Source organism: Pseudomonas sp. NPDC087615 (genome assembly GCF_044743445.1).
GTDB classification, from domain to species: Bacteria; Pseudomonadota; Gammaproteobacteria; order Pseudomonadales; family Pseudomonadaceae; genus Aquipseudomonas; species Aquipseudomonas baetica_A.
This window is the reverse complement of sequence record NZ_JBIUWM010000090.1, coordinates 1-13,369: the sequence shown is the minus strand read 5'-3', so window position 1 is coordinate 13,369 and position 13,369 is coordinate 1. Positions and strand designations below refer to the sequence as shown.

Below are 13,369 nucleotides of genomic sequence, written 5' to 3'. Positions count from 1 at the left end.
ACCCCCCCCCCCGCCGCCCCAAAACCCCGCCCACCCAACTTGTCTGCCACGCCCCCCCCCGCCGCGCGCGCTGGTACCACTTGATCTGGGGGGGGGCCTCCCCCCCCGCGTCGTTCTATTTCGTCTGGCTGGAGAACAACCTCAACCGCGTCAACCCGAAAACCGGTCTGGCCGGTGATCTGTGGGCGATCCACGGCGGCGGTATCTATCACCTGGAAAAATACAAACTGGCCCCACCGGCAATGCCGGAGAACCTGCACTGGTTCAAATGGGAAGCCTACTTCACCTGGATGTCGGGTATCGCGCTGCTGTGCGTGGTGTTCTACTCCAACCCGACGCTTTATCTGCTGGCTCCGGGCAGCACACTGAGCGGTCCTGAAGGCGTGGCCATTGGTATCGGCTCGCTGTTCCTGGGCTGGTTCATCTACTCCTTCCTGTGCGACTCGGCCCTGGGCAAACGCCCTGCTCTGCTCGGTTTCATTCTGTTTGTGCTGATCATCGGCGCGGCGTATGGCTTCAGCAAAGTATTCAGCGGTCGTGGTGCGTACCTGCACGTCGGCGCGATCATCGGCACCATCATGGTCGGTAACGTGTTCCGCATCATCATGCCGGCGCAGCGCGCACTGGTCGCCGCGATTGCCGAGAACCGCACACCGGACCCGGCGCTGCCCGCCAAAGGCTTGCTGCGCTCGCGTCACAACAACTACTTCACCCTGCCGGTGCTGTTCATCATGATCAGCAACCATTTCCCGAGCACTTACGGCAGCCAGTACAACTGGCTGATCCTGGCCGGGATCGCCGTGTTGGCCGTGTTGGTGCGTCACTACTTCAACACCCGTCACGACAGCCACAAGTTTGCTTGGACTCTGCCGGTTGCAGCGGTGGGCATGATCACGCTGGCGTACGTCACCGGCCCTGCGCCGATGCCGACCTCGCCTGAAGTGGCGAAGGCGCCAGCCAAAATCGAGTACCAACCGTTGCCGGAAACGGCACTGGGTGGTGGCGCGAAACCGGCTGAAGCCGCACAACCGGCGGCACCTGCCGTAGCGCCAGCCCAAGCGTCCAACGCCGGTCCTGCGTTCGACAAAGTGCACTCGGTGATCCAGGAACGTTGCGCCGTCTGCCACTCGGCCAAACCGACCAGCCCGCTGTTCAGCGCAGCCCCGGCTGGCGTGATGTTCGACACCCCCGAGCAGATCCGTCAGAACGCGGCGCGGATCCAGGCGCAAGCCATCACCACGCAGATCATGCCACTGGGCAACATCACGCAGATGACCCAGCAGGAACGTGACCTGATCGGTGCGTGGATTGTGCAGGGAGCGCAGACCAACTAAGCCACAAAAGCTTCGCGAGCAGGCTCGCTCCCACAGAGATCGCGCATTTCCTGTGGGAGCGAGCCTGCTCGCGAATCGCCTTAATGCGGTTTACCTGATGCAAAGAAACAGCTGTGAGCAACCCGACAGCTGTTCAATCACAAGAATAAAAAAGATCCGAGGTGTTGCATGTCCGAGCTGTCCAAAGCGCGCATCCCCGACGCACCCGCCATTCAGCGTTTGCCCCTTTTGCAACTGATCCTGGTCGGTTTGCAACACGTTCTGCTGATGTACGGTGGCGCCATCGCGGTGCCGCTGATCATCGGACAGGCCGCTGGCCTGAGTCGTGAAGAAATCGCCTTCCTGATCAACGCCGACCTGCTGGTCGCCGGCATCGCCACCATCGTGCAGTCGCTCGGCATCGGTCCGATGGGCATCCGCATGCCCGTGATGATGGGCGCCAGTTTTGCCGCTGTCGGCAGCATGGTCGCCATGGCAGGCATGCCCGGTATCGGTCTGCAAGGGATCTTCGGTGCAACCATCGCCGCTGGATTCTTCGGCATGATCATCGCGCCGTTCATGTCCAAGGTCGTACGCTTCTTCCCGCCGCTGGTGACCGGTACGGTCATCACCTCGATCGGTTTGTCGCTGTTCCCCGTGGCCGTGAATTGGGCCGGTGGCGGTGCCGCTGCTGCGCAATTCGGTTCACCGATTTATCTGGCCATCGCCGCATTGGTGTTGGGCACCATTTTGCTGATCCACCGATTCATGCGCGGGTTCTGGGTGAATATTTCCGTGTTGATCGGCATGTGCATCGGCTACGTGTTATGCGGCGCCATCGGCATGGTCGACCTGAGCGGCATGGCTAACGCGCCATGGGTTCAGTTCGTCACGCCGCTGCATTTCGGCATGCCGAAATTCGAACTCGCGCCGATCCTTTCGATGTGCCTGGTCGTGGTGATCATCTTCGTCGAGTCCACCGGAATGTTTTTGGCGCTGGGCAAGATCACCGACCAGGAAGTCTGCCCGCGCATGCTGCGTCGCGGTTTGATGTGTGATGCTGCGGCGTCGTTTTTCGCCGGGTTCTTCAACACCTTCACCCACTCCTCCTTTGCGCAGAACATCGGCCTGGTGCAGATGACGGGCGTGCGCTGCCGCTCGGTGACGATCGTTGCGGGAGGCTTGCTGATCGTTCTCAGCCTGCTGCCCAAAGCGGCGTTCCTCGTGGCGTCGATTCCACCGGCCGTGCTCGGCGGTGCGGCGATTGCGATGTTCGGCATGGTCGCAGCGACCGGTATCAAGATTCTGCAAGAAGCCGACATCGGTGACCGTCGCAATCAGTTGCTGGTGGCGGTGAGCATCGGCATGGGGCTGATCCCGGTGGTCCGTCCGGAGTTCTTCGCGCATCTGCCGATGTGGATGAGCCCGATCACCCACAGCGGTATCGCCATGGCAACTCTCAGTGCGCTGACGCTGAACTTGTTGTTCAACATCCTCGGCGGCAAAGAGCGCGCAGCGATCAACGACTGCCACGCGCAGCAGCATTAACAGCACCCCGCACAAGGGCTAGCAGTTCTGCGCCTCAAACAATAAAAACAAGAGGGAGCACCCGATGATTCGCACGCAATCGAACTCGCTATTGAGTGGCGGCCTGCTCGCCGCATCCCAAGCCATGGCCGGCAACTTACGGCTGTGGCAGACCACCAGTCTGAGCGACTTGTACGGCAAGAACTTCGGCCAGAAGATCGAGTTCGGCCCGATCAAGGGCGTCCTGCTGGCGATGACCTACGAGCACGGCGAAGGTGCACTTTTAAGATGACCCGCAACCGTGCCCCATTCCTGTTGTCGGTGCTCTGTTGCGGGGCACTTGAGAGCTGGCCGAGGAGTCAGTATTCTCCGCGGCCTCTTGAATTCGGTCTAAAAAAAAGCCCGGATTTAATTTCTGACCGAAAAGCCAACTTATCCCGGCGCCGGTCAGTACCGAGGCATCCCGAAAACACACTCAATCGACTGTTTTTCAGCAGACGAGAGGGCGTTTTTTTGCTTTTCGAAAGCCTTGGCTCAGCTTTTGCTAACAGCAGGAAAGCTGACCGTTTGGATGACTTTTGCAGTAACGAACAAAGGCGCCACACCAGAGCGCCGATCTAAAAAAATAAACGTGGAACACCTACTTTGGGAGCAACCGAATGAAACGTATGTGCACCAGCCTGATGCTCGCGGGATCCATGCTGGCCGGCGGCCAGGCCATGGCCGATGGTCTGCTGCAGTGGCAGAACAACAGCCTGACCTACCTCTACGGCAAGGACTTCAAGGTCAACCCTGCCATTCAGCAGACCGTGACCTTCGAGCACGCCGACGGATGGAAGTATGGGGACAACTTCCTGTTCGTCGACAAGATCTTCTACAACGGTGACAAGGACTTCAATAACGGCCCGAACACCTACTACGGCGAATTCAGCCCACGCATCTCGCTGGGCAAAGTGCTCGACCAGAAGATCGAATTCGGCCCGATCAAAGACGTCCTGCTGGCGATGACGTACGAGTTTGGCGAGGGTGACACCGAGTCCTACCTGATCGGCCCGGGCTTCGACCTGGCTATCCCAGGCTTCGACTACTTCCAGTTGAACTTCTACCAGCGCCACACCGAAGGTTCGCGCCCCGGTGACAACGTCTGGCAGATCACGCCGGTCTGGTCTTACACCATTCCGGTCGGCGATTCGAACGTGCTGATCGACGGTTACATGGACTGGGTGGTCGACAACGACGTCAACAACCGTGGCGAATACCACGCCAACCTGCACTTCAACCCGCAGGTCAAATACGACTTGGGCAAGGCGCTGAATTTCGGCGAGAAGCAGTTGTATGTCGGCGTCGAGTACGACTACTGGAAAGACAAGTACGGGATTGACGACACCCGTGCGTTCACCACCAATCAGAACGTGACCAGCTTCCTGGTGAAGTTCCACTTCTGATCCCGCGGCGTCCTCAGGGGCGCCTTCGCGAACAAGCTCCCACAGTGATCCGTGCCGTTCACAAAACCTGTGGGAGTTCGCCCGCAATGATGCCCGCCAAGACAATACAGCGTTCAAACAAAACCAGATCGCTACTAAAGCCGGTTTAATAACTTCTGCGCCTGTGCAATACATGGCAACAACCCAAGGATATACAGAAGTAAAAACCCAACATTAACATGTCGCCCGACGTTCAATATAAAGACCACTCGAATAAGGATATTCAAATGGCCACCCCCTTCCAAGACGCCTCGATACATCATGATGCGGTTGTCATAACCGAACTCGAACCTTTGGGCCCCAATCTACACACTGATTCGACGCTTGATCTGAGCACCGAGATAAATAACAGGAAAAATGCGCAAAGCAACGAAAAAACAAGCCAACTGAAAATAAATGACAGTGTCTTTGGCCCAATTGAAATCGGCCCCATATCCGTAACACGAGTATCCCTTGATGCGCTAGGCGCAAGAATTGACGGCCAGCCTTTAAATGGAAAAAACACATTTTTTCGAGTACCGAAGCGTTCCTTCATCAACGCGTTACAGTTCAGCTTGACCGATATAGAAAGCATTATGAAATCGGCAACCGGCCGCGACAGTTACTTGTTGCCAGATCTGCTGTTCGAAATGGCCAGCCGGCGGCCGATAACTTCTCCGCGAATGATCAGAGAAGGCACCGAAACTACTGATGACGCAGGTAAACTTCGCAGCCAATTAAAAAAACTATTGAATTCAGCACACAAACTGGATCTGCGGCACGCTAATTTACCGAAAAATCCGCCTCATTGGATATCGAAGACGTTGAGCAACTTCACGCTTGGCTCTAGCGTCGGCATTCAGGCATTCGGAATATTCATGGGGATTCGCGGTTTGTACTACGCGTACAAAGCCCACGATTCTACTGAATTTAAAATCAACGGTGCCGGTCTACTCGCCGAAGTGGGCTCTGTTATCACCGACGTCACAATTACTCAAGAAGCCACGCGAATGCTCAAGGCTGGCCAGAATGCCTTCAAGGATTTTGCCAAGACGCGTACCGCGATCAGATTGAGCCGCTCAGGTGGCTTGGTCGGGGGAGTACTGACCCTGCCGTTCGACATCACCACGGCAGTCAGATCATTCATCGCAGCGGAAAATGCCACCGGCAAGGCAGCGATGGATCTCTATGTCAGCGGCGGCCTGAGTGTCGCCAGCGGCGCGATGACCATCATCCTTGGCTCCGCAGCCATGGCCGGTTTCTCGGCCGCAGGTCCCGTGGGCCTTGTCGCCGGAGCAGTGATGGCTTTCGGCTCACAGGTCTATGCCGCTGTACGGGTAGTTGATGACATCGATGACTACATCGAACTCACTGTCGAAGAACGCTGGCGCACAGGCTGGTTTGCATTCTGCTTCATGGATCCGGACGAAGACGTCCAGAATCGTTTTCTCAGCGCCAAAGCCAAGATCGACCACGCAAAACAACTGAAGCAAACGGCCAGAGCATTGCTCGACGTCCAATTGAAGGACACCACCGAAGCCGTCGTTAACGGTAGTTTCGACGTGGAACTCGAACCGACCCTGGAAGGCCATCATCACTGGTTAACCAGAAAGTGGGAACGGCATACCGTCATGAAGCCAAGAATAAAGGACGGTAACGATATCATTGACGGCCGAAACGGGGTGACGGGCGAAACTCCCGGTGCTGAATTGGGCACAGCAGGAGCGGAAAAAAGCATCCTGTGGTTCATTGGCGGCGGTGATGACTCCATTGAAGGGGTAGAAAAGAAGCCGAACGCCTTCTACTACGGCGCTGGAAACAAACAACTGACAGGCGGCGAGAAAGATGACCTCTTCGTCTTCCAGGGCGCAAAAATCAACAACCAGACAATTCCAGAACTTTCTGATCGCTGGACGTTGAAGGGGGGGGAAGGCGACGACTCGTTGATCCTGGGCAGGATTGATTTAATGAACCATCACCAGAAGCAGCCACAGGCCGGATATGACGTCGACTTGCCGGCCGGTACGGTCCATGCGATCACTGCAGGCTCCACGGCGGAAAGCGGGAACAAACGTACCCCGCTCGGCGTTGTCGAGAGCATCGAAAATGTCGTAACCGTAGCACATGCGTCCAGCACCGTGACCGGAACCGATGAGCGCAACGTCATCAAGGCGCATGGCGCCGACATCATCAGAGCGGGGGCAGGAAACGACATCATCCAACTGCTGGCCTCGGGTGCAGAAGCCTGGGGTGGTGCCGGCGCAGATGAATATTTCATTGCCCATGTTCCCGGGCAAATATCCATCACCGAAGACGGTAAAGAGAACAGCATTATTGAACTGGGCTGCCGAAAGGACCTGATAGATGGTTTCGAGGTGAGAGCGGATAACTCCCTGTTGGTCACGTTGAATTTTGACATGGACGATTCGCTGAAAACCCGTGTAGTCATACACGACGTTTATGAAGAAGTAGCGAGTAAACGTCAGTTAAAAAACAAGACACTGACATTCGTTACCAAGGACGGTTATCACCTGACCCCGGATCTCCCTGAAACAATAACTTACTCTCAACGCGAATACGTCACAGCGGTGATCACCCGACAAGGAATCCCCGTAGAGCCGACGATTCTCTACACCCCTGATTGCTCTATCGAGCACCAGAGATTCACCAGTTACTACCTCCCACGCACCGATAAAAACATCACCTTCCATTCTGTAAAACGCCCCAATGAAGCCATCAAACTCTATCTGGATTACGCGAGCACTGAACTGACAAAGATAGAAGTATCCTATGGTGCCTTTGTGAGTCAAAAAAGCGAGATCGACATTCAATGTGACTTGATCTACACACTCGATGAAAAAACACTAACACTTCGAAATTTTTCGAGTTGCAAACTGTCGACAAACATGGGATTCATCCTGGAGCACATGCGTGAACACCCCAACCAACAATACTTGTTGATTTTCAACGACGGCCTAATGGCCAATGCCGGACTCACCACCACAGAAGAACCTGCGGACTATAAAACATCTGGATTCATGCGTTGGAAACATATCATTCAGTTGCCGCTGCGCTACCGACGAGGTAAATACCCGTTTGAACTTCCTGAAAATGAACCCTATAAACTGAGCTCAGAGAGGGCCTGCGCCAAATTTGCCTCTCATCCCGGGCAAACGGCGATGGAGAGCCTGGAAGGTGAAGGCGGCACGTACTTCCTTCATCTGGCAGCCAACATGACCATCAAGATTTCAACGCCGGGCGGTCTTGCCAGCGCCAGCGTGCGATTGTCGCACTCTTCCACCTGGCATATCGATGCTACAGCGCTGGGCACTATTGAGATAAAGCTGAATGACAACAAACTGTACATCGGAAGTTGCACTGTTCATCTGCCGGTCTATGAAGACAGCGCGGACATTATCGACAGGGTGTACGTGACGACCGAAGAAGGCATTATCCGGACGGTCGATCTTTCCTTCGACCAAATTACAGTCTCCGGTATTGATGCCCGTTATTTTGTCGAACCACCGGCTTACCCCGCCACCCTGCCCGACAGTCAAGCATTGCTTGGAGACCATGAACTTCCAGTTCTCCATGCCCAACTGTACAACCACCCGGACAAGCGTTTGCTCTACAGTTTTCCAGGACGTCACTGGGTAACCAGGCCTTCGACAGCCAACACCATTAGCAGATCAGACCTGGTGATTTCCGCCCGATGCGATCATAAACCAACCGTTCCTGTCTTATCGGTTCCAGAGCAACTTTTGCAAGTCCCCGTCGCATAAATAACCCGCTGTTATTTGAACTTGATAAACGCAGCGCACCCGTCGCTAAAATCGTTCGACTCTTGGAACACTCCCTCCAACGAACTCAGCGCTGGATTCGGGTGCGCTTTAAAAAATACGAAAGAAACGTTTACTGCCTTGATCGCGATACATATATACCGCACAAGACGGCGTCGGATTATCCAGCATAAGCCCCTCGCAGAGCCCCGAACGGTTGATTGTCAAAAAGAGATGACTGTCGACTCTGCGCTCACTTGCGTCGTTCTCCAACAACGCTTTAGCTCTCATGTTGAAGAGAAATCCGATATGGCCAAACCCCCGAAAAAAATCTCCGCCACCACTGCAACCGACACGCACCCGACAAGTCCGAAAACTCCGCCTCACGAGGCGGTGGACCACCTTCCTCATATCGGCGGTTCCGACCCGACAACCTCGGTGGGTCATGTACCTGAATCTCATGCCCGAGACACCCCACAAATCCCAAACGAGCTCGCGCCAGCAGTCATTGTGAGCGACCCGTCCCTCTCCGCCATGTTGCTGCAAGCCAACATGAAGGCAATTACCTGGCCGGCCGATAATATCGGCCAGTTACGCCCACTCAGCGGTGAAAGCGGGCTGTTCGAAAGCCCGCAGGGCAATACCTATGCCCACGTTGCAGACGAAGGTTATTTTCGCGCCGAACGCCAAGCCGATGGCCGCTACCGCCTGCATTGGCCAGAGGGGCTTGGCGAGCAGGGTCCATTGATAAAGCAGGTAGAAGGACAGCCTCACTGGCGCCCCGAAGCATCCACTCCGGCCATGCACATTGCGGCGAACGTCGAAACAGCGGGAGGATCGCCAACGCCCCTGTCCCCCAAACAGGCCTCCAGTCTGAGCAGCGCGCAAGAGAGCCCGGACGGCATTCGTTACGACATCAAGCGCCGGGCATCCTACGTGGACATGGAGGATGGGACGACTTTCCTGGTACGCAAACACCCGCAGGGAGGTTATCAGCAAGCCGCTGCTCACGACCGCAACGTGCTGGGCGCGCGGGTTGAGCCTATTGCCGGAACCAAACGCTGGCGGATAAAAACGAGCGACGATCAACGGCCGGGGTCGAGCAAACGTCAACGTTTGACCGACGTTGATCAACCACCACTTGTCCGACCATCGACGGGCCGTTTCCCTGGTACTCAACCCTCCGCCGGCGTCTGGAAAAGCTGGGGCAAATCCAGCAAACCCGAGGGCATTGATTCGATAGAAATAGACGGCCTGCACTACGTGATCGTGCCGCAACGGATTCAGGACAATACCGTTCTCGTGTATCTGCAGAACCCTCTCTTCACGCCCGGCCGCTACGATGCCTTCGAGCAGATGTTGAAAACCGATCCATCACTGCAACCAAGGTGGGTCATCAAATCCAGTGGCGCATGGGCCGTGCTGGAGCAAAACCCGTTTGATGTCTCGCTGACCGAGTACGTCGGCAAATCCATGCGGTATTTGTCGAATGATTCGTCGAACGCCATCGCCAAAGCCGTGTTCAATCAGGCGACCCCGTCTGAAGCCATCAACGGCGATGGGTTGACCATTCTGTTCGACACGCTTTATCACTGGGAAAACAGGTCCACCGTCCGTGCACGAAGACCGGAGCTGGCCGACCCGCTGCTGATGTTGCCCATCCTGATGCCATCCCCCAGCAACGATCTGCCAGGCCACAAACTTCTATTGCCATCGCCGTCTGCCGAGACATTCAGCCGACTCGATTTTGATGCCAGCCGACTCCTGATCTCGCAGGACTCCAGCTTACGCTCCATATTCAGCGACCTTCTCGAAAGCAACGGTTATGGGGTAGATCGCACCAGTCGCATGTTCAATGAAGACGCTTTGCTCTTCGAACGCAAAGACCTGGATACCGTATTCGTACTGAGATTCCCCCTCCCCGCCATTGGTGGAGAGTTAATTCGAACAGTCGGTCCTGCTGTTGAAATAAATGATCCGAAACTCAGGGCCCGTGTGGAAAAGTCGAAATGGCAGCGGATGCTTGATTACAACAACGTTGTCTATCTGGCAGGCGGCATGCAGAAAGTCTCAGACCAACAAACGCTGTTCTTTATTATTCGGGAGGGTTGATACATTTGGCTGAGTAACATCGACGGTCAGCCGTTCTGGCGATTCAAGCGCCCGGGACGGCTTCATCTGCCTACCCGAATGTCGACGGCTGTGAACTTTGGTTGTTAAACCGGTAACCCGAGAAAACGGCACAACTCCTCGCGCTTGGCCAACGCATCGCGCCGCCCCAGATCAATCAACTCGCTGCAATACCCTGCCTCGAACAGCAGATAACTCATCACCCCTGCACCACTGGTCTTGGTCGCCCCCGGACCGCGCAGGAACAAGCGTAATGCCGCCGGTAGCTCCTGCCGATGCCGCGCCGCGATCTCATCGATCGGCTGACTCGGCGAAATCACCAGCACCTCCACGGGCGCCACGCCCAAGGCGCGCTTTGGCGTGCCATCGGGCATCAGATGGCTGAACTGGTTCAAGCGCTGAAGCAACTCGATATCGCTTTCCAGGCTGTCGATGAACGTGCTGTTGAGCATGTGGCCGCCGATTTGTGCCAGCGTCGGTTGCTGCCCCGTGTAAGCGCGCTCCAGCGGCTGCAGCGGGTCAACACCGCGCGGGTTTCCGCTGACGCCGACCACCAGCACCCGGCTCGCCCCCAGGTGCAGAGCCGGGCTGATCGGCGCGGATTGCCGTACCGCCCCATCACCGAAATACTCTTCGCCGATTTTCACAGGCGCAAACAACAAGGGGATGGCCGAACTGGCGAGCAAGTGGTCCACCGACAGCTGCGTCGGCACACCGATCCGCCGATGCCTTAACCACGCATCAATGGCGCCGCCGCCCTGATAGAACGTCACCGCCTGCCCCGACTCGTAGCCGAACGCGGTGACTGCAACGGCATGCAATTGCTTGCGAGCGATGGACTCGGCAATGCCGGGCATGTGCAGTTTTTCATTGAGCAACTCGCGCAGTGGCGAACTGTTGAGCAAAGCCACCGGCAGGTGCCGGCCCATGCCGAGCAAACTGTGGCTGACGAAACGACTGGCCTGACGAATCACGCCAGGCCAGTCACTGCGCAACACGCGATGGCTGCGAAAGCCTTGCCAGAACAGCGTCAGGCGTTCGATGGCGGCGCGAAAGTCGGTGGCGCCGCTGGCCAGGCTGACGGCGTTGATCGCCCCGGCCGAGGTGCCGACGATCACCGGAAACGGATTATCGGCGCCCAACGGCAGCAATTCGGCAATCGCCGCCAGCACGCCCACCTGATACGCCGCCCGAGCCCCGCCGCCGGAAAGAATCAAACCTGTGACCGGTTCAGCTGGGCTCATTGCAACACTCCATGGTGCTTATTGGGATGGGTTCAACCGCGTTTGGCGTACAACTTCGGCTCGCCCGGTGGGCGGCTCTTGAAGCGGCGATGCGCCCACAGATATTGCTCGGGGCAGGCGCGCAACGCGCTTTCGACCCACTGATTAATGCGAATGCAGTCGGCTTCTTCGGTCTCGCCGGGGAAGTCCTCCAGCGGCGGGTGGACCACCAACCGATAACCGCTGCCGTCCGCCAGACGTTCCTGCGTGAACGGCACCACCAGCGCCTTGCCCAACCGGGCAAATTTGGTGGTCGCGGTCACGGTCGCGGCCTGGATGCCGAACAGCGGTACAAAGATGCTTTGTTTGGCGCCGTAGTCCTGATCCGGTGCGTACCAGATCGCCCGACCAGAGCGCAGCAGCTTGAGCATGCCGCGCACGTCCTCGCGCTCCACCGCCAGTGAATCGAGGTTGTGCCGCTCGCGGCCCCGACGCTGAACGAAGTCGAACAACGGGTTTTTGTGTTCGCGGTACATGCCGTCGATGGTGTGCTGCTGGCCGAGCAAGGCCGCGCCGATTTCCAGCGTGGTGAAATGCGCGGCCATCAGGATCGCGCCCTTGCCGTCACGCTGAGCCTTTTGCAAATGTTCAAGGCCTTCGACGTGGGCCAGTTTCGCCAGCCGCTCACGAGACCACCACCAGCTCATCGCCATTTCAAAAAAGGCGATGCCGGTGGAGGCGAAGTTTTCCTTGAGCAGACGCTTGCGTTCGGCGGCGGATTTTTCCGGGAAGCACAGTTCAAGATTGCGCTTGGCGATACGCCGCCGGTCGCCCGCCACGCGATACATCAACGCGCCCAAAACTCGACCGATGGTCAGCAATGCCGGATACGGCAATTGCACAATCAGCCACAAAAGCCCCAGACCACACCAGAGCGGCCAGAAGCGTGGAGAAAGAAATGCTGTTCGAAAACGCGGGCGATCCATTAAAGCTTCCGTAAATACAGTGGCCGCGCATTCTACATCGTTCGACCCGGCTTGCGGCTCGCGGGCGTTCTCGTTATAAGTCTCGGCACTTTTAGTGACAAGCCGTTGTATGCCGACATGAGCCAAACCGACCCGTTAGACCAAGATCCCGTATTCCAGCTCAAGGGCAGCATGCTGGCCATCACTGTGCTGGAACTGGCCCGTAACGACCTCGAAAGCCTCGATCGGCAGTTGGCCGCCAAAGTCGCCCAGGCGCCGAATTTTTTCAGCAATGCGCCGCTGGTTCTGGCGCTGGACAAGCTGCCGCCGAGCGAGGGCGCGGTCGATCTGCCAGGCCTGATGCGCGTGTGCCGCCAACATGGCCTGCGCACCCTGGCGATTCGCGCCAGCCGCATCGAAGACATCGCCGCTGCTATCGCCATCGACATCCCGGTGCTGCCGCCGTCAGGCGCCCGTGAGCGGCCGCTGGAACCCCCTGAAGCCGAAGTCAAAAAGAAACCGGAAAAACCGCCGGCGCCGACCATCAAACCGACCCGTGTCATCACTACGCCAGTGCGTGGTGGCCAACAGATATATGCCGAGGGTGGCGATTTGGTGGTGGTGTCCTCGGTCAGTCCGGGGGCGGAACTTCTGGCCGATGGCAACATCCATGTATACGGCCCGATGCGCGGTCGTGCGCTGGCCGGGGTCAAGGGCGACACCAAGGCGCGGATTTTCTGTCAGCAATTGAGCGCTGAACTGATCTCCATCGCCGGCCACTACAAGGTTTCCGAAGACCTGCGTCGCGATCCAATGTGGGGCTCGGGCGTACAAGTCAGCCTGTCAGGCGACGTGTTGAACATCATTCGGCTTTAACGGATACTGCCGCATTTTCCAAGCATCTCTAAACCGACGCGAAAACGGCTCAAACGAAGTAGGAAAAAGGCCAAAAGCCGAATTCCAGCCAAG

The 13,369-nt window shown here is 57.1% G+C and carries 8 protein-coding genes and 1 pseudogene; 7 read left to right on the top strand and 2 right to left on the bottom strand.

Going from position 1 to position 13,369, the window contains the following annotated elements:
• The first annotated feature begins 80 nt into the window (after positions 1 to 80).
• From ACIOU6_RS26595 to ACIOU6_RS26570, 6 genes and pseudogenes are all read left to right on the top strand, one after another.
• A complete protein-coding gene (locus tag ACIOU6_RS26595; protein WP_401139616.1) occupies positions 81 to 1,334 on the top strand; it encodes a urate hydroxylase PuuD in 1,254 nt (417 codons plus the stop codon).
• A 168-nt stretch (positions 1,335 to 1,502) separates the two neighbouring features.
• Complete coding sequence (locus tag ACIOU6_RS26590; RefSeq protein ID WP_221734295.1) at positions 1,503 to 2,861, top strand: nucleobase:cation symporter-2 family protein; 1,359 nt, start codon at positions 1,503 to 1,505, stop codon at positions 2,859 to 2,861.
• 64 nt (positions 2,862 to 2,925) lie between these two features.
• Positions 2,926 to 3,117 (top strand): annotated as a pseudogene (locus ACIOU6_RS26585) (hypothetical protein); the annotation flags it as partial.
• A gap of 382 nt (positions 3,118 to 3,499) precedes the next feature.
• On the top strand, positions 3,500 to 4,285 hold the full coding sequence (locus ACIOU6_RS26580; RefSeq protein WP_221734296.1) for an outer membrane protein OmpK: 786 nt from the start codon (positions 3,500 to 3,502) through the stop codon (positions 4,283 to 4,285).
• A gap of 266 nt (positions 4,286 to 4,551) precedes the next feature.
• The gene (locus ACIOU6_RS26575) at positions 4,552 to 8,085 is read left to right on the top strand and encodes an interferon alpha-inducible IFI6/IFI27 family protein (protein WP_401139611.1); all 3,534 of its coding nucleotides are present in this window, start codon (positions 4,552 to 4,554) and stop codon (positions 8,083 to 8,085) included.
• 306 nt (positions 8,086 to 8,391) lie between these two features.
• Positions 8,392 to 10,194, top strand: a complete 1,803-nt coding sequence (locus ACIOU6_RS26570; RefSeq protein ID WP_401139609.1) for a hypothetical protein — start codon at positions 8,392 to 8,394, stop codon at positions 10,192 to 10,194.
• 104 nt (positions 10,195 to 10,298) lie between these two features.
• Here ACIOU6_RS26570 and ACIOU6_RS26565 read toward each other — a convergent pair whose 3' ends face one another.
• Both ACIOU6_RS26565 and ACIOU6_RS26560 read right to left on the bottom strand, forming a co-directional pair.
• Positions 10,299 to 11,456 (bottom strand): patatin-like phospholipase family protein, encoded by a 1,158-nt coding sequence (locus ACIOU6_RS26565; RefSeq protein ID WP_221734236.1) that lies wholly within the window; start codon positions 11,454 to 11,456, stop codon positions 10,299 to 10,301.
• Between the two features lie 32 nt (positions 11,457 to 11,488).
• Positions 11,489 to 12,421 carry a lipid A biosynthesis lauroyl acyltransferase gene (locus ACIOU6_RS26560; RefSeq protein ID WP_221734237.1) on the bottom strand — a complete coding sequence of 311 codons (933 nt, stop codon included), beginning with the start codon at positions 12,419 to 12,421 and terminating at the stop codon, positions 11,489 to 11,491.
• 117 nt (positions 12,422 to 12,538) lie between these two features.
• On the opposite strand from ACIOU6_RS26560, the gene minC reads away from it, so the two are divergent.
• Positions 12,539 to 13,276: a septum site-determining protein MinC gene (minC, locus tag ACIOU6_RS26555; RefSeq protein ID WP_221734238.1), complete on the top strand. Its 738-nt coding sequence runs from the start codon at positions 12,539 to 12,541 to the stop codon at positions 13,274 to 13,276.
• Positions 13,277 to 13,369 lie beyond the last annotated feature (93 nt).